Genomic DNA, 20,399 nt, shown 5'->3' on the forward strand with positions numbered 1-20,399 from the left:
TATTATAAAAGGAGTATAACCCGATCAGATGAACGGAATTATACTCCTTTTGTCATTTGCATATATTACATATGGATACGGGTCCCTGTTTTGCCGAGGATTCCGTCTTTTGCTTTTTCGAGAAGCGTGATCATGGCAGTGCGTTCAGCATCGGATGCTGCAAAGTCCATAGCTGCCTGTACTTTAGGAAGCATGGAGCCGGGAGCAAACTGTCCCTCATCCACATATTTCTGTGCTTCTGCGACAGTCATTTCGTCCAGCCATTTCTCGTTTTCTTTGCCGAAGTTGACAGCAACTTTTTCGACAGCGGTAAGGATGATCAGCATATCTGCATCCAACTCTTTTGCAAGCAGACAACTGGCAAAATCCTTATCAATTACGGCAGAAGCACCTTTCAGGTGATCACCCTGCAGCGTGACAGGGATTCCGCCACCGCCGCAGCAGATGACGATTTTGTTTGCATCTACAAGGCTGTTGATGGCATCCTGTTCAACGATCTCGACTGGCTTTGGAGATGCGACAACACGGCGGTAGCCGCGGCCGGCATCTTCTTTCATGATATAGCCGTATGCTGTTTCTGCATGTTCAGCCTGTTCTTTTGTCATAAAATGCCCAATTGGTTTGCTGGGATTCTGAAAAGCAGGGTCATTTGCATCTACACGTACCTGTGTCACAACGGTAACGACCGGAGTGCGCATGAATCCACGTTTGCGGAGTTCTTCGCGAAGTGCATTCTGCAGATCATAGCCGATGTATGCCTGACTCATAGCAACACAGACGGAGAGAGGTGTATTCGGCTGATTTTTATCTTCTCTGGAAAGCGCTGCCATTGCATTGTTGATCATGCCGACCTGCGGACCGTTGCCATGTACGACAACGACCTGATGACCTTCTTCTATCAGATCGCACAGAGCGCGGGCGGTAGTTTTGACCGCCTGCATCTGCTCCGGAAGTGTATTGCCCAGTGCATTTCCCCCAAGGGCGATAACGATTCGTTTTCTTTTATACATTGTAAAAACCCTTATCAAAAAGATTATTCGAAAATTCTAGGTGCAGCTTTTACTTCCAGCTTTTTCAGGATATCCTGTGGATTTTCGAATTTAGCCAGAAGGATCATAGCTGCGATGATGTATGGTTTGAAGCTTGCTTCTTTGTAAAGCGGGATTCTGTAACGGTCAAATACGGATCCGTCAACTTCACCTGTCTCACAGCTTACACCTGTGATGTCTGCCGGCAGGCAGTGGAGATACAGAGCTTTACCGTCTTTTGTTGTCTTCATAAGTTCTTCTGTGCATGCCCAGTCTTTATGCTCTGCGTTCTGAGCAAGAAGTTCTTTTTCGAGTTTGTCGATTCCGTCGAAATCACCTTCAGCGTACAGATTTGTACGTTTTTCCATAGCTGCGAATGGAGCCCAGCTCTTTGGATATACGATATCAGCATCTTTGAATGCTTCTTCCATACTGTTTGTCTTTGTGAAGGAACCGCCGGTAGTAGCAGCGTTTTTCTTTGCGATTTCTTCAACTTCCGGCATTACGTCATATCCTTCCGGATGAGCAAGAACAACGTCCATACCGAAACGTGTCATCAGACCGATTACACCCTGCGGAACGGAGAGTGGTTTACCGTAGGATGGGGAGTAAGCCCATGTCATGGCAAGTTTTTTGCCTTTGAGGTTCTCAACACCGCCGAATTCATGAATGATGTGAAGCATATCTGCCATACACTGTGTCGGATGGTCAACGTCGCACTGAAGGTTTACGAGAGTCGGTCTCTGTTCAAGGATTCCGTCGTTGTTTCCTTCGGTTACTGCATCCATAAATTCTTTCTGGTATGTGTGGCCTTTGCCGATGTACATGTCATCACGGATACCGATTACATCAGCCATGAAGGATACCATATTTGCTGTTTCACGTACGGTTTCGCCATGTGCGATCTGGGACTTTTTCTCATCAAGATCCTGCACTTCCAGACCAAGAAGGTTACATGCAGAAGCGAAAGAAAAACGTGTACGTGTGGAGTTATCACGGAAAATAGAAATTCCGAGACCGCTTTCGAATACTTTTGTGGAGATGTTGTGTTCTCTCATGAAACGGAGAGCATCAGCAACGGTGAAGACTGCTTCCAGTTCGTCGTCTGTTTTGTCCCAGGTCCAGAAGAAGTCGTTGTTGTACATTTCTTTGAAGTTGAGTTTGTTGAGCTTGTCGATGTAATCCTGTAAAGTTTTCATTTTTTTCTCCTTTTATGTGAGAAATGTTTGAGTAAGATTATATTTCTCTGACGTGTGTCTGAATGAAATATTTCGTCGGAGATGCGTTTGCACTCACTTCGACTGGCAGCGGTACATAAGTGACCAGAATACGGTCACTAAGTACCGGCCGTCTCAGATCATCTCCTCATGAAATATTTATTCGACACACTGAACAGAAGAAGATATAACACCTTGCTCAGCCCATTTCTGAGGTTGTTGTTCCTTTTTTATATTCATTTATCTGACGGCAAAAATCACTAAAATAGTATAGATGACTTAACCTTAAGATTTATCCATCCTAAGCTTATCTATGACTTATGTCATACCAACAGAGCAAAGTCAGTAATTTTCATATTTGACTGTGTATTACTATTGTGGTTTTAGCCCCAAGGGTGTGCAGAGGGAGCGGGGCTTCGCTCCCTTTGCGTAGTTCAAAGAAGCTCGTTCTTTGTAGTTTTATTCTTTCCTGCCTGTAGCAGGAAAAGATTACTTGCAATAAGAATCAGGAAGTGCTGCGTATACAGCGGCGCATCTTACGAGGTCTACTTTCCATGTTTTTTCGTTCGGTGCATGTGCCTGTGCTTCAGCACCAGGTCCGAATCCGATGCATGGGATTCCGTTACGTCCCATGATGGATACGCCGTTAGTGGAGAAGGTCCATTTGTCGGTCAGAGGGCGAGCTTTTCTCATTTCCTCTGTTTCAGCGTTTCCGAGACGTGTTTCTCCGTAAAGGTGTTTGTAAGCGTCTTCGAATGCTTTTGTTACTTTGTGATCTTTCGGGATAGCCCATGTCGGGAAGTAGCATTCGATTTCATATTTGCATCCTGTGTAAGATGGACGGTCATAGTTGTACATGGAAACGACTACGTCATCTCCGTATTTTTTAACGCTTGGAAGTGCGCGGATCTCATCCAGGCAGCTTTCCCATGTTTCACCGAATGTCATACGACGGTCAAGTGATACTGCACAGGAGTCGGCAACAGCACAGCGGCTTGGAGAGGTATAGAAAATCTGGGATACAGTTACAGTACCGCGTCCAAGGAAACGTGCCTCTTCCCAGTCTGGATTGTATTTCGGGTTGAGCATTTTTACAAGACCTTTGATTTCCGTCTCGTCTGCATCATCGTTTTCGTTGAGGGAACGTATGTCCTGAAGGATGTCGGCCATTTTGTAGATGGCATTGTCACCACGCTCCGGTGCGGAACCATGGCAGGAAACACCTTTGACATCAACACGGATCTCCATACGTCCACGCTGTCCTCTGTAGATACCGCCATCTGTCGGTTCTGTGGAAACAACGAATTCAGGACGGATTTTGTCCTCATTGATGATGTACTGCCAGCAGAGACCATCGCAGTCTTCTTCCTGAACAGTTCCGACAACCATGATCTTGTATCCCTCCGGGATCAGATTCATGTCTTTCATGATCTTTGCACCGTATACAGCAGATACGAGACCACCGCACTGGTCAGACACGCCACGGCCGCCGATTTCTTCGTCTGTTTCATATCCTTCGTATGGATCAAAGTTCCAGTTTTCGATGTTACCGATACCAACGGTATCAATATGTGCATCGAATGCAAGAATCTTGTCACCATTACCCATATAGCCGATAACGTTACCCTGTGGATCGATGGTAACTTCATCGAAGTTCAGCTTTTTCATTTCTGCTTCGATGGTTTCGATATGTTTTCTCTCATCGCAGCTTTCACCCGGGTTTTTGACGATGGCTCTTAAGAATCTGGTCATATCATCCTGATAGTTCTGAGCCGCTTCTTTGATTTTTTCGTAATCCATTTTAGTTCCTCCCATATATAGTTGCTTATTTGCTTAAAGATTTATCGATTCCATAAAGTCCGTCCCAGACGATCTCACGATAACGTACCGGGTCGGTGTCGCCTTCTGTGGAGATAACGAGTACGTTTGAGCTTTCGTCAAGTTTCAGTGCTTCTTTCAGGTCTTTGGCATCTTCATCATGAAGCGCAGTGTAGCACAGACCAAGCGGAACAGAACCGGATTCGCCGGAAACAATGTGTGGATCACTACCGAGCGGGTTTGCATAGATTCTGGTTGCTTTGGCACTCATCCAGTCCGGGCAGGAGGCAAATACGGAAACATGGTTTCGAAGAATATCCCATCCGATCGTATTGGCTTCACCACATGCGAGACCGGCCATGATGGTTTCAAGATCACCACCGACATTTACGAGTTCGCCGGATTCTTTCATGGCGGAACGATACAGGCAGTCAGCAGCGCTTGCTTCGCAGACAACCATAACCGGTGGATTTTCTTTGTATTTGTGAGCAAAATATCCGACAACAGCTCCGGCGAGGGAACCAACACCGGCCTGTACAAATACATGTGTCGGACGGTCAATACCGGCTTCTTTTAACTGCTGGTCAGCTTCCATGACCATGGTTCCGTATCCCTGCATGATCCAGGAAGGAATTTCTTCGTAGCCTTCCCATGCGGTATCCTGAACCATGACACCGTGTTCGGTCTTTGCGGCTTCAGCAGCGGCCATTCTTACGCAGTCGTCATAATTGACTTCTTCAATTGTAACAGTAGCGCCTTCTTTGGCAATGTTGTCAAAACGCGTTTTGGTAGTGCCCTTCGGCATACGTACAACGGCTTTCTGTCCGAGACGGTTGGCTGCCCATGCAACACCGCGTCCGTGATTTCCGTCAGTTGCGGTAAAGAAAGTAGCCTGTCCGAATTCTTTTCTCAATGCTTCAGAAGAAAGGACTGCATATGGAAGTTCACTGATGTCTTTACCGACTTCTTTGGCTATGTAACGTCCCATTGCGTAGGAACCACCGAGAACCTTGAATGCGTTCAGTCCGAAACGGTAGGACTCATCTTTGCAATGGATACTTTTTACACCAAGATAGGATGCCAGAGCGGCGAGATCCTGAAGCGGAGTAACGGTGTATTGTGGGAAACTTTTGTGAAATTCATTGGCTTTTTTCACGTTTTCTTCAGACATTAATTCGAGATGTTTATCGTCTGACTTTGCAACGTGATTGACGGTCCATTTTAAACCTTCAGTCATGAGAAAAACCTCCTTAAAAAAAATCTTTAGAACTCATAATTTTTCTTTTCTAGCTGATTCTATCATATCATAAATATGTGATTTTGCAATAGAAATCAAAAAAATTTTTAGGTTTTAACAAAAAAAGTTAGCGCACCAGAAAAAAGTTGCATTTATTGAAAAGAGAGAGAGGATATGGTACAATATTTTTTAGATTGCTACACAACAGATGAGACAAAAAGGAGACTAGAAATATGGCTGTTTTTCAGGCTTTTCGAGCATTGCGGCCGATACCGGAAAAGGCTTCTTCCGTAGCGGCACTTCCGTATGATGTTGTAACCCGCGAAGAAGCAAAGATGATCGGGGACAAGAATCCGGATTCATTTTTGCATGTAGACCGCCCGGAGATGGATCTGCCGGATGAGACCGATCTGTATGATGCAAAGGTCTATGACAAGGCAAGAGAAAATCTTCAGAATATGGAAAGAAACGGTATCCTTAAGCAGGATGAGACACCGTGCTACTATATTTATGAACTGACGAGAAACGGCAGGTCGCAGACGGGACTGGTTGGCTGCTGTTCTATTGATGACTATATGAATGGTGTCGTAAAGAAACATGAGCTTACAAGAGAAGATAAGGAGCAGGACCGTATCCGCCATGTAGATACCTGTGATGCAAATACCGGTCCGATCTTTCTGGCATGCAGATATCCGCAGGAACTTCTTGACCTGATGGAAGAATGGAAAGCATCACATGATGCAGTCTACGATTTTACGGCTGATGACGGGATCGGACACCGGGCATGGGTGATTGACGGTGAGAAAGAAAAGGCAACGATCGCACAGCAGTTTGGAGAGATTCCTTCCATATACATTGCAGACGGTCATCACAGAGCTGCTTCTGCAGTAAAAGTCGGACTGAAAAGACGTGCGGAGCATCCGGATTATGATGGAACCGAGGAATTCAATTATTTCCTTTCTGTAGTATTTCCGTACGATCAGCTCACGATTCTTGCATATAATCGAGTGGTAAAGGATCTTCATGGTATGGATGAACATGCGTTTATCGCCAGTCTGAAATTTAATTTTGAACTGATGATCATGCCGGGATTTCCGTGCAAACCGGTTGAAAAGCACTGCATGGGTATGTATGTGGGCGGAAACTGGTATCATCTGAAAGCGTGGGATGATGTCTATGCGAAGAAGGACATTGTAGGACAGCTTGATGTCTCGATCCTTCAGGAAAAAATCCTTTCACCGATTCTCGGAATTGGAGACCCTCGCACGGATCAGCGTATCCGTTTCGTAGGAGGCAGCCGCAAATTGAGCGAACTAGCACAGATTGCGGATTCGACGGGAGGCGTGGCGTTTGCCATGTTCCCGACTGCGATGGAGGATCTGATGCAGATTGCAGACGAAAGTAAACTGATGCCGCCGAAGTCGACCTGGTTTGAACCGAAACTTCGAAGCGGATTGTTTATTCATAAACTTTCATAACCAATAATAAGGAGGTATTTACGTATGGGACTGATCAAAGCAGTAGCAGGGGCAGCAGGTGGTGTACTGGCTGACCAGTGGAAAGAATATTTTTACTGTGAAGCCATGCCGGCGGATGTTCTGATCACAAAGGCACACAAAAAAGTATCCGGAAGATCATCCAACAAACACGGCTCAGAGAATATTATTTCAAATGGTTCTGTAATTGCAGTCAATGACGGACAGTGTATGCTGATCGTAGAGCAGGGTAAGGTTGTAGATGTATGTGCAGAGCCGGGAGAATACAAATATGATATGTCTACAGAGCCGTCCGTTTTTTGCGGAGATCTGGGAGAGGGGATTCGCAATGTGTTCCAGCAGATCGGCAAACGTTTCACATTCGGAGGAGAGGCCCCGAAGGATCAGAGAGTATACTTTGTCAATACCAAAGAACTTGTAGGAAACAAATACGGTACACCGAATCCGGTGCCTTTCCGTGTAGTAGATGCAAACATCGGACTGGATATCGACATTTCCATCAAATGCTTTGGTGAATACAGCTATCGTATTGCAAACCCGATTCTTTTTTATACCAATGTATGTGGCAATGTGGAAGAAGACTACGAGAGAGAGGAAATCGACGGCCAGTTAAAGAGTGAACTTATGACTGCCCTGCAGCCGGCATTTGCCAGAATTTCCGAGCAGGGAATCCGTTACAGTGCACTTCCGGGACATACACAGGAACTTTCTGATGCACTGAATCAGGTACTTTCCGAAAAATGGAACAATTTACGTGGAATCCGCATTGTTTCACTTGGCGTATCCAGCGTAAAGGCTTCAGAAGAAGATGAAGCAATGATCAAAGAACTTCAGAGAAATGCTGCATTCCGTAATCCGACAATGGCAGCGGCACACATGGTCGGTGCACAGGCAAGTGCGATGCAGGCGGCAGCTTCCAATCAGAATGCCGGACCAGCAATGGCATTTGCAGGACTGAATATGGCAGCAAATGCAGGTGGAGTGAATGCACAGAATTTATTTGCGATGGGAACACAACAGACGCAGCCGATGCAGCCGGTGCAGCCGCAGACTCAGGCAGCAGGAGGATGGACCTGCAGCTGTGGAGCAGTCAATACCGGAAAATTCTGCCAGGAGTGTGGCCAGCCGCGCCCGGCGGGACCGTGGACCTGCAGCTGTGGAGCAACAAACACCGGTAAATTCTGTCAGGAATGCGGAAAACCGAGACCATAAGTATTGTGGAAGGAATAATGTATGGATACAGTAAATTACAAATGTCCAAATTGTTCTGCTGGCCTTGCGTTTGACAGTAAATCTCAGAAAATGAAATGTGAATACTGTGGAAACGCATATTCACTGGAAGAATTGGAACAGCTTGCAGAGCAGCAGGATACAGTTAAAGAAGATACGACGACTCACTGGGAGGGATTTGAGCCGGAACAGTGGCAGTCAGATGAAAAATCAAACATGGCGGTGTGGAGCTGTCCGTCCTGCGGAGCTGAGGTGCTTGCGGAAAAGACAACAGGTGCAACTATTTGTCCGTACTGTGATAATCCGATGATCATGCCGGAGCAATTTGCAGATACCTATCGTCCTGATTATGTGATCCCGTTTAAAAAATCCAAAAAAGAAGCAATAGAGGCGCTTAAGAAGCACTACGAAAAGAAACCGCTTCTGCCCAGGGTGTTCAAAAATGAAAATCATATTGAGGAGATAAAGGCGGTTTATGTACCGTTCTGGCTGTTTGATCTGGATACGGCAGGAAGATTCCAGTATGATGCTACCAGAAGCAGAGTATGGGATGATGATGATTATACATATACAGAGACCAGCCATTATCGCGTAGTACGTGCCGGTAAAATGAAGTTTCAGAAAATTCCGGTTGATGGTTCAAAAGTAATCGATGACACGATGATGGAGGCAATAGAGCCTTATGATTATGCTGATCTCAAGGAATTTAATCTGTCCTATCTTTCAGGATATATGGCGGATAAATATGATCAGGAGCCGGATGATCTGACTGCAAGAGTTTATGAGCGGATGGAGCAGAGTGTGCGGGAAGGCTTCCGGGATTCTGTTGAATGCTATGAAACAGTAACCACCAAGAAAGAAAAGATTACTGTAACAAATAAAGGACAGGTAAAATACGGCCTGTTTCCGGTATGGTTTCTTAATACAAAATGGAATGGACAGACATATTCCTTTGCAATGAATGGTCAGACCGGACATCTGATAGGGGATCTTCCTGTCGGAAAAACGCTGGCAGTCAAGTACTGGTTTAAGCATCATATTCCACTGACTCTTATAATGGCGGCAATTGTTACAGTGTTGCGTCTGAAAGGGGTGATCTGAGTGAAAAAAACAAAATTGTTATTAAGTGGTTTATTGCTCAGTATCAGTCTGGGAATGATTTTGCCTGCGGTTTCCTTTGCAGCCACAGATACGTCTGCCACTTCATCGACAGATGAAAATGACGCAGATGAGACAACAGATGGTGGAGAATTTACATGGGTATATGATGCATATGGTCTTTTAAGTGATGAACAGTATACAGAACTTGAGGACGAGCTTGCTGAAATATATGATGAGTACAAATATGATGTGGTGCTGGCTATTTCTCCTGATATAGGAGAGGAGCATGATTACAGGCAGTATGCAGCGACATTTATGCAGACGAATGAAATCGGATATGGCGATACTCATGAGGGAATGTGTATTTTTCATCAGCCGGATGCAAGAAATATTACGATCGTATTCCGTGGGGAAACGCAGGATGATTTCACAGAAAGCATTCAGGAAGAAATGCTGGATAAGTGTAAGGAAAGGCTGAAAGCAGATGATCCGTTTGGCGGCTATCAGTCATTGATCAGGGATTTGAAAAGCGGGCTTTCGAGAATCTCTGAGGGCAAAAAAATACGCCCGATGGATATAGATGACGGTACAGTGTCCTCTCGCTTTTTTACAGATCTGCTCATGGCTTTTGTAATTATGGCGATTCCGACAGCACTCATGACATGGCATCAGGTACGTAAAATGAAAACAAAAGTGCAGCAGTCCAACGCTGACCAGTACACGGCAGATGGCGGACTGGAGCTTACTGAAAAAAGGGATATTTTCCTTTATACAACTATGACAAAAACAGAAAAACCAAAGAATGATGATAATGACAGTGATTCCGGAAGTTTTTCCAGTGGCGGAGAGAGTTTTTCAGGCTCCAGCAGTGACTATTAAACGAGTATACAAAAACGGTTCAGTCTCCGGTGGATTCCGGAAACTGAGCCGCTTTTTTGTATACAGTGAATTTGCATCAAAACTGCACAATATGGTACATAAATACTTTGAAGAAGTACAGCAATGTACTGATAAAAATACAATATATAGGAAAAATGCACAAAACTGCTCAATAAAACGCATGATTTGTTGAATGAAAGTGCAATTGTAATTTGCAATGGTTATGATATAATTTCCACTGGTTGAAAACTAAACGTGGGGGTGACATCTTTGAAAAAAACAGTAACATTTTTTGGAATGCTTCTGACCATGCTTTTGATGTGTCCGACAGGTGTCTGGGCCGCAGGCGGCAACGAGACAACCACTCAGGTGCCGGTATGGCTTTGTATTCCGTTTGCAGGACTTCTGCTCTGTATTGCAGTGATGCCGCTGATCAAAGCAGAATGGTGGGAGGCACATCAGCCACATGTCGTTCTTATGTGGATACTTCTGATGGTAATTCCTTTTGTAGTTGTTTATGGTGCAGGGATGGCAACGGAAACGGTTCTCGAATGCATTGTAAATGATTATCTTACTTTTATTGTTCTTTTGTTTGGACTTTTTTGCGTTTCCGGTAACATTACGATGGAGGGAGATTTCGCCGGCTCGCCGCGCGTCAATGCGTGTCTGCTTGCTTTCGGAACACTTTTGTCAAGCTGCATCGGAACGACCGGAGCAAGTATGTTGATGGTTCGTCCTGTCATCAAGATGAATTCATGGAGAAAAAGAAAAAGCCATATCATGGTATTCTTCATCTTTATGGTTTCCAATATGGGAGGATGTCTGACACCAATCGGAGATCCGCCGCTTCTGATGGGCTTTATGCGTGGCGTTCCGTTTTTCTGGAGTCTGCATCTGTTCCCGGTACTTCTGTTTAATATGGTGATCCTGCTGTTTGTATTCTATCATGTAGACAAACTTGCATATCGCAAAGATATTGCACAGGGACGTAAACCGGATATCAGCAAGCCGGGTACAGAATTTCATATTGATGGATTACATAACATTATTTTCCTCGTAATGATCGTGGCAGCGGTTATTTTAAGTGGTGTTCTTCCGGGGCTTTCTGCATTCCAGAATGCTTCTGGTGAGGTGATGGGAATTCATATTTTCGGAGAAGTGACACTGACTTTCCCGGCACTGATTGAGATCGTCATGATCCTGCTTGCAGCATTTTTGTCCTTTAAAACAACGGATAAGAGCATTCGCAGAAGAAACCATTTTACATGGGGTGCAATCAAAGAAGTCGCCGTATTGTTTATTGGTATTTTTGTTACGATGCAGCCGGCACTGATGCTGTTGAAATCACTTGGTCCGCATCTTGGTCTGTCAAGACCGCTGGAAATGTTCTGGGCGACGGGTGCGCTGTCCAGTTTCCTGGATAATACACCAACCTATCTGGTATTCCTTACAACTGCAGGTACGCTTGGCTTTATGAATGGTGTGACAACAAGCCTCGGAATCGTACCGGTCAAACTTCTGTCCGCTATTTCCTGCGGTGCTGTATTTATGGGAGCCAATACATATATTGGTAATGCGCCGAACTTTATGGTAAAATCAATTTCTGACGAAAACGGTGTTAAAATGCCGTCCTTCTTCGGATACATATTATGGTCACTTGTATTCCTTGTTCCGGTATTTATACTGGATATGCTTGTGTTCTTTATGTAAGGGGGGATAATTATGTCAGAAAATATCAATCAGGAAATATATACAGAACTTGCCAACCGGATTTATGATCTGGATGGAGAGGTTTATCGTGTACTGGGATCGTCTCTGGGACGTACCTTTACCGGAAACCGTGACACAACGATCCGTACGTTGAGCATGCTGATGTACACAAAACCGGATGGACATCTTCTTCGAAGCGAACTGGCACTGATCAGTAACATGGCTAGAACTATCAAGGATGATGCCGAGAGAAGTCGCCTGATGACGGAATATGATGAGATCCTGAAGGCAATTGAGAAACTTCCGGATATGTTCGGAAAGACAGATATCATCGATGCAGAGCGTGTGGCATTGAACCTTGCCGCAAGACGTGAGAAGATTTCAGAGGACGACCACCTTGTGATCTGTATCAGCCGTACTCAGGGAAGTGCCGGAAATGATATCGGATTTGAACTGGCGGATAACCTCAGGATCAATTACTATGATGTTGAAATCTTTGACCAGGTTCTGAAACGTCTGGAAGCAGAAAAAGATGCCGTACAGGACAAAGAGAATTTTACGGAGTTCAACAAATATGGAAAGAAAACACACGAAAGTCTTCGCACGAAACTGAAAGAGCTGAACCGATATCACGGACTTTCAAAGCAGGATGCAGTTTTCTTCAATATGAGTGATCTGATCTGCGACCTTGCACGGACAGAAGACTGTCTGATCATGGGACGCTGTGCAGATGCAATCCTGAAAAATAACCACATTCCGCATATCAGTATTTTTATCAGTGCACCATTCCAGGTTCGTATACAGCATGTCATGGATGTACGAAATATGGATATGAAGGAAGCTGTTCGTTTTCTCAAAAAAATGGACAGACAGCATAAGAGATATTATGAGTTTTATACCGGTGAGAAATGGGGTAAACCGGAGAATTATGACCTCTGTATCAACAGTGCAAATTACGGAATCAAAGAGACGATTGATGTGATCAAACGTCTTTTGAACCAGCAGACCGTGCAGCACAATTAAATAAAGCAAAAAGAATATCCGCAGGATGTTGTCCTAAGAATGACAGCAGACTGCGGATTTTTCATGGAAATATAAAAATATAAATTATTTATTTACATCAATGTAACTGTACAGAGTATATTTTGATATACCAAAATAACTTGCAACTTTGTCGCCGGATTTTGTGATCAGGAATGCACCGGAATCATTCAGAAACTGAATGGCAGTTACTTTGTCCTCTTTATTCATGAGGGCAACCGGTTTTCCGACCAGGGCAACGGATTCCTCAATCAGGTGATCCAGAAGATCATTGACGCTGTGAGTGATTTCCTTTGGCTTTTCCTCTTTGTTTACAGGAGTGATCAGAGAGTGCAGTGCACTTTCAATCATAGTAAGTTTGGTAATATCGTAGTTGATTCCAAATACATAGTGAAGACTGCCGTCATCGTCACGAATATAGGAAGTACTGCATTTCAGAATCTTACCATCAGAAGTCTTCATCAGATATCCGGGATGATCCTGAATTTCATCCGTCGGATCACTGCCTTTTTTGTTGTTATGGCGGATGACATCAAATACAGCATTGGAAGGACCATCGCCGATCCCTCTGCCGGTAACATGACCATTTTCGATATATACAATAGAATGTTCCGGATCGTTTGTCTTAAGATCGTGGATCACGATTTCACAATCAGGACCAAATTGAGAAGCGAGATCACTTGCAATCTGCTTTAATACAGTCAGACGTCCCATTATTATTCCTCCTCCATGTTATAGTGTTAATATTAATATAACATATATTTTTTTTAAGATAAAGATTTTTCCAGAGAAAAATTAAGGAGCCCTTAAAAAAATTGTTTTAAATTGACCGGAATGCATAGACAGTAGTTGATAGTAGCATGGAAGAATGTTATATTTATATATCATATAGAATGATTTTTTTTCGCAGTAAAACAATCATATTTCGGGGGTGGATTTATGAGATATTTATTAAAGAACGGAACTGTTGTTTCGGGAGAAAAATCAGAGCAGATGGATATACTGATAGAAGGGGAAAAGATTGCGGCAGTCGGACATAATCTGCAGGCTGAAGACGCAAAAGTGATTGACGCAGAGGGAAAACTTCTGTTTCCGGGATTTATTGACGGTCATACACATTTTGATCTGGAAGTTGCGTCAACTGTGACGGCAGATGATTTTGAGACCGGTACAAAAGCAGCAATCCTCGGCGGAACGACGCTGGTCATCGATTATGCTTCGCAGGACAAGGGTGGTCATACGCTCAAAGAAGGCCTTAAAAAATGGCATCAGAAGGCAGATAACAAATGTTCCTGTGACTATTCTTTCCACATGTCGATCGTAGAGTGGAACGAAAAGACGGAAGCGGAAGTTCAGGATATGATCGATCAGGGAATTACCAGCTTCAAGCTGTATATGACTTATCCGGCGATGATCGTTAATGATTGTGATATGTACAAAATTCTCAAAAAACTTGGCGAATGCGGTTGTTTTGCCGGTGTACACTGTGAAAATGCCGGAGTGATCGATGCTCTGATTGAAGAGGCAAAAAAAGCAGGCAGACTTGGACCGGAAAATCATCCGCTTGTCCGTCCGGACGATATGGAAGCAGAGGCAGTTCACCGCCTTCTGGTGATTGCAAAAGAAGCCAAAGCACCGGTCATGGTCGTGCATCTGACAAATAAAAAAGCACTGGAAGAAGTACGCAGGGCAAGAAAAGCAGGACAGACTGTTTATGCAGAGACCTGCCCACAGTATCTGCTGCTTGAAGACAGTGTTTATTCAAAACCGGATTTTCAGGGTGCTGTTTATGTATGTGCGCCTCCAATCCGCAAAAAAGAAGATCAGGAGTGCCTGTGGAAGGCTCTTGCAGAGGAAGAACTTCAGACCATAGCGACAGATCAGTGCAGCTTTACACTGGCACAGAAGGCACTTGGAAAAGATGATTTTACAAAGATACCGGGAGGTCTTCCGGGTGTGCAGACGCGGGGAACACTTATTTATACATATGGTGTGCGTGAGGGCAGAATCACGCAGGAACAGATGTGTAAATTCCTGTCAGAAAATCCTGCAAAACTGTATGGCATTTATCCACAAAAAGGTGTGATTGCACCGGGAAGTGACGCGGATATCGTATTGATTGATCCAGAGAAAGAAAGCGTGATTTCGGCTGCAACACATGCGTATAATACTGATAACACTCCATTCGAGGGATTTGAACTGAAATGCGGTATTGACAAGGTTTTCCTTCGTGGAAATCTTGCAGTTGATGATGGCAAACTGGTTCAGGAAAAACTGGGAAAATACATTTTCAGAGGTAAAAAACAAATCTGACCGAATGGGGATAGAATATGAAAAATTTAATAGATAAACTGCACCAGAAGAATTTCTTAAGTGCAGAGGAGTTTCACCGGCTTCTTGCAAATCGTTCACAGGAAGATGAGGAGTATGCGAGAAATCTTGCAAATCAGGTACGACAGCAGGTGTATGGAAATAAAATCTATGTACGTGGACTGATCGAGTTTACAAACTACTGCAAAAATGACTGTTTTTACTGTGGCATTCGGAGAAGTAACAGGGAGGCACAGAGATATCGCCTGACAGAAGAAGACATTTTGACATGCTGTGCCGAAGGATATGAACTCGGTTTTCGGACGTTTGTTCTTCAGGGAGGAGAAGATCCGTTTTTTACCGATGAAAAGATAGTGCACATGATTCATGAAATCAAGAAAAAATATCCGGACTGCGCACTGACACTTTCCATTGGTGAAAAATCCGAAGAAAGCTATCGTGCCTTTCGCGAGGCAGGCGCTGACCGTTATCTCCTGAGGCATGAAACTGCGGATACACGTCACTACAGCAGACTTCATCCATATGAGATGTCGTGTGAACACCGCAAAAACTGTCTGCGTACATTGAAGAAACTGGGATTTCAGACCGGTGCCGGATTTATGGTCGGCTCACCACTTCAGACGATTGATGATCTGGTGGCGGATTTCCTGTTTCTGAAAGAACTGGATCCGGAGATGGTGGGAATCGGGCCGTTTATCCCGCACAAAGATACTCCGTTTGCCGAGGAGCGAGGAGGAACGCTGGAGGATACATTGTTTTATCTGGCGCTTCTGCGTCTGATGCTTCCACATGTATTGCTGCCGGCGACAACGGCGCTTGGAACAATTCATCCAGAAGGACGTGAAATGGGGGTACTTTCAGGGGCAAATGTCGTAATGCCGAACCTTTCTCCGATTTCTGTCCGAAAAAAATACATGCTCTACGATGGCAAAATTTGTACAGGAGATGAATCAGCACAGTGCAGAAGCTGTCTGTCGGGGCGGATGAAACAAATTGGCTGTGAAATCGTTACAGACAGAGGCGATTATAGGAAAAGTGAAGAATAGGTGTTACTGTCCACAGGCAGGAGATGAGCATCACAATAAAAAAGGCTTGCATAATGCCCCGAAGTTGGGGTATAGTGTCTATATGCGTTGTTATGCTATAAAGGAGGAAATATTTTTATGAAGAAATCCAGATTACTGATCCTGCTTGCAGCTCTGGCAGTGGCAGCGTCCGGATGCGGATACAGCACCGGAGGAGAGGATTCCACTGTGACTGTGATCGAAGCAACTCCGACTCCAACTGCAACTCCTACACCGGAAGCTACACCGACTCCGGAAGCTACACCGACTCCGGCCCAGGAAATGTCACAGACAGCAGCAGGTGTAAATATCATAAAACAAAATGCTACATATTATGCGATTGAAGGTGTAAATGTTCGTTCGGACTGCAGTACAGATGCCGAGATCATTACCGGTACGACGGTGGGACAGGCACTGACCAGTACAGGTGTCAGCGAAGACGGACAGTGGGTTGAAGTAACTATCAATAACCAGACCGGTTATGTAAGTGCCCAGTATGTTTCCAAAGAAGCACCGGCAGGTACCGCCGCGACAGACACGACTGCGCAGGCTGTACAGTAAATAAGACTATATATGCACAAAGAAACACCGGACTTTATGTAAGCCCGGTGTTTTTGTTCGTTGTCTGAAAGTACATTCAGGTAATGGTCTGGTCAGTTTATTCCGGATAAGTAAGGCGGTCCGGCTGAATGTCATAGAGGACATTTTTGAGATACTTGTCGGCAAGATATTTTGCCATGCCAAGATTCATATCGAGATAGTTACCGCAGTCTTTTGCGGATGCCCCCGGAATCTCTCCCTCGAAATCACGGATAAATTCAAACATTTCAATCATCAGAGGTACGATATCTTTGGACTCATAATCTCCTGCGAGAAGCAGATAGTTGCCGGTACGGCAGCCCATCGGTCCCCAGTAGATGATCTTTGGTCCAAATTCTGCATGGTTACGGAGAAAAGTAGCTGCGAGATGTTCCATGGCATGCAGTTCAGCAGTATTCATGACTGGTTCTTCATTCGGGGAGGTCATACGGATATCAAAAGTGGTGATTACTTCCTCTCCGAGATAATCCTTACGGGAAACATAAATCCCCGGCTGCAGTTTGATATGGTCAATCGTAAAACTTGCGATTTTTTTCATTAAAAATTCATTCCTTTCATATATGATTTAGATGTATATTATGTATGACATTGCTGTATCTATTGTAACAGAGCGGCGCGCTTGATACAAGCAGTGGTTTTGACCGGAATTGACTTTATTTTCGCATAATGTTACACTGTGGATATTGTAAGAAAAAGAAAAGGAGGATCAGATCATGAAATCCAGAGTTCTTGCAGTGCTTTTTGCGGCAATGCTGACAGCGGGTACACTTGCCGGATGTGGCAGCAAAGCAGCAGAAAACACAGAGACCAAAACAGAAGACACAAAAGAAGAAACTGCCAATGATACAGAAGAAAACGTGAGTGATACGGAAGATTCAGAAGAGGAAGATGCTTCTGAAGCAGATACAACAGTGACATTGGAAGATTCGGAGGAAGGAGATGCAGAAGAAGAGGCAGGAGATTCTGTGTTTTCAGATGCTTCCGAAGATGAAAATGCAATTGTGGAAATTGATACAAGTAAAGAACTGACAGGAATCCATCATGCAGATATCAATATCCGTGACTATGGAGAGATTCAGGTAGAACTTGATGCAGATACAGCACCAGTTACGGTTACAAATTTTGTAAAACTGGTACAGGATGATTTCTATGACGGACTTACTTTCTGGCGCATCATGGATGGATTTATGATGCAGGGCGGAGATCCGAAGGGAAATGGAACAGGCGGTTCCGGTGAGACGATCAAAGGTGAATTTTCCAGTAATGGTGTAGACAATGACATTTCTCATACGCGAGGAACGATCTCTATGGCGAGATCTACCGATCCGGACAGTGCAAGCTCCCAGTTCTTTATTGTACAGTCAGACAGCACTTTTCTGGATGGAGATTATGCAGCATTTGGACATGTTACAGAAGGAATGGACATTGTAGATAAGATCTGTAAGGAAGCAAAGCCTACAGATGATAATGGTTCGATCAAGGCAGATGAGCAGCCGGTGATCGAGAGCATTCGAATGACAGACTGATTTCAGAGTAAGAAAGGCCGATATATCAAATTAAGGTATACCGGTCTTTTTTATACCCAAATATGCAAGAGAAGCTGCCAGTGTCAGGTCCTCTGTATGTGCGCCCTGTTACTACTGACGTATGATCAGCACAGGGATGGGCGGATTGTTCGGACGGTTATAATAGTCGCTTCGTATTACCAGATACTTGTGCGAATCCAGGTTTTTCAGCCAGGAGAGGACAGCATCGCGTTCCTCAAACCCGGAATCGCCTCCGCTGTAGATGCAAAGAGAGATGAGACCGCCTTTTTTCAGAAGGGAAAGACTCCTGGTGAGTGCTTCGATGCTGGAAGAAGCCTGGGTGGCTTTTGTGTGATCGCCACCGGGAAGATAGCCAAGATTAAACACAATACAGCTGACAGATTCGGGCTGTACATAGTGATCCATGTTTGTATGAGATTCCAGAAGCAGTGTGTAATTTTGGGGAGCATCTGCATCCAGAAGTCGCTGACGTGTATGAGCGAGTGCCTGTTCCTGGATATCAAAGGCATATACATGACCTGTTTCCTTACATAATGAACTAAGAAGAATAGTATCGTTGCCGTTTCCCATTGTGGCATCAATGCAGATGTCTCCGGGCTGCACCTGTTCTGTGATAAAGCGGGCACACCATTGCGTGATCTGAACTGCTTTCATAAAGACCTCCGTAAAACTGTATTCTTCTGGATACTATAGTACAGATTTTCTATTTCTTCAATAAAATGCTGTATAAAAAATCGAACACTGGAAAAATACGTTGCAATTACAGACAGGACTGTTATAATGAAACAGATGTAAAAAGCGTGAACGTCAAAGGAGGAGAAGACTATGTTACAGGGGAAGACCGTTCTTCTGGGAGTGACCGGAAGTATTGCGGCATATAAGATTGCATATCTTGCCAGCGCACTGAAGAAACTTCATGCACAGGTTCATGTACTGATGACAAAAAATGCCACAAACTTTATCAATCCGATCACATTTGAATCTCTGACAGGAAACAAATGTCTGGTAGATACCTTTGACCGGAATTTTCAGTTTCAGGTGGAGCATGTATCAATTGCAAAGCAGGCGGATGTGGTGATGATCGCACCGGCGAGCGCAAATGTGATCGGCAAGCTTGCACATGGAATTGCAGATGACATGCTGACAACTACGATCATGGCATGTAAATGTAAAAAAATCATTTCACCAGCCATGAACACCAATATGTACGAAAATCCGATTGTTCAGGACAATCTGGCAATTCTGCAGCATTATGGCTATGAAGTGATCGAACCTGCGAGCGGTTATCTTGCATGTGGAGATACGGGAGCCGGTAAGATGCCGGAGCCGGAAATGCTTCTTGAATATATCCTTCGGGAGATCGCGAAGGAAAAAGATCTGTCAGGGCGTAAAGTTCTGGTAACCGCAGGTCCGACACAGGAAGCCATCGATCCGGTACGCTATATTACGAATCATTCATCGGGAAAGATGGGATATGCCCTGGCAAAAGCAGCAATGCTCCGTGGAGCACAGGTGACTCTGGTCAGTGGTCCGTGTGCCATCGAACCGCCGCCGTTTGTAAAGCTTGTTCCGATAGTAACGGCTAAAGAGATGTTTGATGCAGTGACCTCTGTAAGCTTTGAGCAGGACATTATTATTAAAGCGGCCGCAGTTGCAGATTATCGTCCTGCGAAGGTGTTTGATGATAAGGTCAAGAAGCAGGAAGGCCAGATGAGCATTGAACTGGAAAAAACGGATGATATCCTTCAGTATCTGGGGGACAACCGTGTTCCGGGACAGTTTTTATGTGGATTTTCGATGGAAACACAAAATATGCTTGGTAATTCCAGAGCCAAACTTGGTAAGAAACATCTGGATATGGTGGCAGCCAACAATCTTAAAGTGGCAGGAGCCGGATTCCAGGGAGATACCAATGTGCTGACTCTGATTACACAGGATGAGGACGTATCACTCCAGCTTATGAGCAAGGAGGATGCAGCCAATATCATCCTGGATAAAATCCTTTCGATCATGAAAGAAAGGAAACAGTAACCCGTTCACCAGGAAGCGGGTAAATAAAATTCATATGCCCGCAATTCCGCACCGTATTGTATCCCGCGT

At 44.5% G+C, this 20,399-nt stretch carries 17 protein-coding genes and 1 pseudogene; 11 read left to right on the forward strand and 7 right to left on the reverse strand.

Annotation, left to right across the window (positions count from 1 at the left end; translation table 11 throughout):
• Positions 1-65: 65 nt before the first annotated feature.
• The 4 genes from arcC to dpaL all read right to left on the reverse strand — a co-directional run bounded on the left by arcC (position 66) and on the right by dpaL (position 5,300).
• Entirely contained in the window at positions 66-1,010 is a 945-nt protein-coding gene (gene arcC / locus DWW86_RS10610) for a carbamate kinase (protein WP_072520966.1), read from the reverse strand.
• A 23-nt stretch (positions 1,011-1,033) separates the two neighbouring features.
• The gene (gene ygeW, locus DWW86_RS10615; protein WP_072520967.1) at positions 1,034-2,227 is read right to left on the reverse strand and encodes a knotted carbamoyltransferase YgeW; all 1,194 of its coding nucleotides are present in this window, start codon (positions 2,225-2,227) and stop codon (positions 1,034-1,036) included.
• 507 nt (positions 2,228-2,734) lie between these two features.
• Entirely contained in the window at positions 2,735-4,045 is a 1,311-nt protein-coding gene (locus tag DWW86_RS10620) for a YgeY family selenium metabolism-linked hydrolase (protein ID WP_117943046.1), read from the reverse strand.
• A 25-nt stretch (positions 4,046-4,070) separates the two neighbouring features.
• On the reverse strand, positions 4,071-5,300 hold the full coding sequence (gene dpaL / locus DWW86_RS10625) for a diaminopropionate ammonia-lyase (protein ID WP_072520969.1): 1,230 nt from the start codon (positions 5,298-5,300) through the stop codon (positions 4,071-4,073).
• A 233-nt stretch (positions 5,301-5,533) separates the two neighbouring features.
• Between dpaL and DWW86_RS10630 the strand changes: the two genes are divergently transcribed.
• The 6 genes from DWW86_RS10630 (at position 5,534) to DWW86_RS10655 (ending at position 12,739) form a co-directional block, all read left to right on the forward strand.
• The gene (locus DWW86_RS10630; protein ID WP_117943048.1) at positions 5,534-6,778 is read left to right on the forward strand and encodes a DUF1015 domain-containing protein; all 1,245 of its coding nucleotides are present in this window, start codon (positions 5,534-5,536) and stop codon (positions 6,776-6,778) included.
• Between the two features lie 24 nt (positions 6,779-6,802).
• Positions 6,803-8,008, forward strand: a complete 1,206-nt coding sequence (locus tag DWW86_RS10635; RefSeq protein ID WP_117943050.1) for an SPFH domain-containing protein — start codon at positions 6,803-6,805, stop codon at positions 8,006-8,008.
• Between the two features lie 21 nt (positions 8,009-8,029).
• Positions 8,030-9,127, forward strand: coding sequence for a TFIIB-type zinc ribbon-containing protein (locus tag DWW86_RS10640; RefSeq protein WP_072520972.1), 1,098 nt, complete (start codon positions 8,030-8,032; stop codon positions 9,125-9,127).
• Entirely contained in the window at positions 9,128-10,006 is an 879-nt protein-coding gene (locus DWW86_RS10645; RefSeq protein ID WP_117943052.1) for a TPM domain-containing protein, read from the forward strand. It abuts the gene before it with no gap.
• A gap of 270 nt (positions 10,007-10,276) precedes the next feature.
• Positions 10,277-11,716 (forward strand): sodium:proton antiporter, encoded by a 1,440-nt coding sequence (locus DWW86_RS10650; RefSeq protein ID WP_117943054.1) that lies wholly within the window; start codon positions 10,277-10,279, stop codon positions 11,714-11,716.
• Positions 11,717-11,728: 12 nt separating this feature from the next.
• A complete protein-coding gene (locus tag DWW86_RS10655; protein ID WP_117943056.1) occupies positions 11,729-12,739 on the forward strand; it encodes a cytidylate kinase-like family protein in 1,011 nt (336 codons plus the stop codon).
• An 84-nt stretch (positions 12,740-12,823) separates the two neighbouring features.
• Here DWW86_RS10655 and DWW86_RS10660 read toward each other — a convergent pair whose 3' ends face one another.
• Positions 12,824-13,471: a helix-turn-helix transcriptional regulator gene (locus tag DWW86_RS10660; RefSeq protein ID WP_072520976.1), complete on the reverse strand. Its 648-nt coding sequence runs from the start codon at positions 13,469-13,471 to the stop codon at positions 12,824-12,826.
• A gap of 225 nt (positions 13,472-13,696) precedes the next feature.
• Here DWW86_RS10660 and hydA point away from each other — a divergent pair, with 225 nt between their 5' ends.
• The 3 genes from hydA (at position 13,697) to DWW86_RS10675 (ending at position 16,713) form a co-directional block, all read left to right on the forward strand.
• Complete coding sequence (gene hydA / locus DWW86_RS10665; protein WP_117943058.1) at positions 13,697-15,070, forward strand: dihydropyrimidinase; 1,374 nt, start codon at positions 13,697-13,699, stop codon at positions 15,068-15,070.
• Between the two features lie 17 nt (positions 15,071-15,087).
• A complete protein-coding gene (gene hydE, locus DWW86_RS10670) occupies positions 15,088-16,134 on the forward strand; it encodes a [FeFe] hydrogenase H-cluster radical SAM maturase HydE (protein ID WP_072520978.1) in 1,047 nt (348 codons plus the stop codon).
• 117 nt (positions 16,135-16,251) lie between these two features.
• Positions 16,252-16,713, forward strand: coding sequence for an SH3 domain-containing protein (locus DWW86_RS10675; RefSeq protein WP_117943060.1), 462 nt, complete (start codon positions 16,252-16,254; stop codon positions 16,711-16,713).
• A 97-nt stretch (positions 16,714-16,810) separates the two neighbouring features.
• Here the strand turns inward: DWW86_RS10675 and DWW86_RS10680 are convergent, their stop codons facing one another.
• Positions 16,811-17,290, reverse strand: a complete 480-nt coding sequence (locus tag DWW86_RS10680) for an S-ribosylhomocysteine lyase (RefSeq protein ID WP_072520980.1) — start codon at positions 17,288-17,290, stop codon at positions 16,811-16,813.
• A 175-nt stretch (positions 17,291-17,465) separates the two neighbouring features.
• Between DWW86_RS10680 and DWW86_RS10685 the strand changes: the two genes are divergently transcribed.
• The gene (locus tag DWW86_RS10685) at positions 17,466-18,278 is read left to right on the forward strand and encodes a peptidylprolyl isomerase (protein ID WP_072520981.1); all 813 of its coding nucleotides are present in this window, start codon (positions 17,466-17,468) and stop codon (positions 18,276-18,278) included.
• 111 nt (positions 18,279-18,389) lie between these two features.
• On the opposite strand, the gene mnmM is transcribed toward DWW86_RS10685, so the two are convergent.
• A complete protein-coding gene (gene mnmM, locus DWW86_RS10690) occupies positions 18,390-18,953 on the reverse strand; it encodes a tRNA 5-(aminomethyl)-2-thiouridylate-methyltransferase MnmM (protein ID WP_072520982.1) in 564 nt (187 codons plus the stop codon).
• A 162-nt stretch (positions 18,954-19,115) separates the two neighbouring features.
• Here mnmM and coaBC point away from each other — a divergent pair.
• Positions 19,116-20,330 (forward strand): annotated as a pseudogene (gene coaBC / locus DWW86_RS10695) (bifunctional phosphopantothenoylcysteine decarboxylase/phosphopantothenate--cysteine ligase CoaBC); the annotation flags it as partial.
• Between the last annotated feature and the right edge of the window lie 69 nt (positions 20,331-20,399).

This window comes from Ruminococcus sp. AF17-22AC (assembly GCF_003460065.1).
In the GTDB taxonomy this organism is placed as follows: Bacteria; Bacillota; Clostridia; order Lachnospirales; family Lachnospiraceae; genus Blautia_A.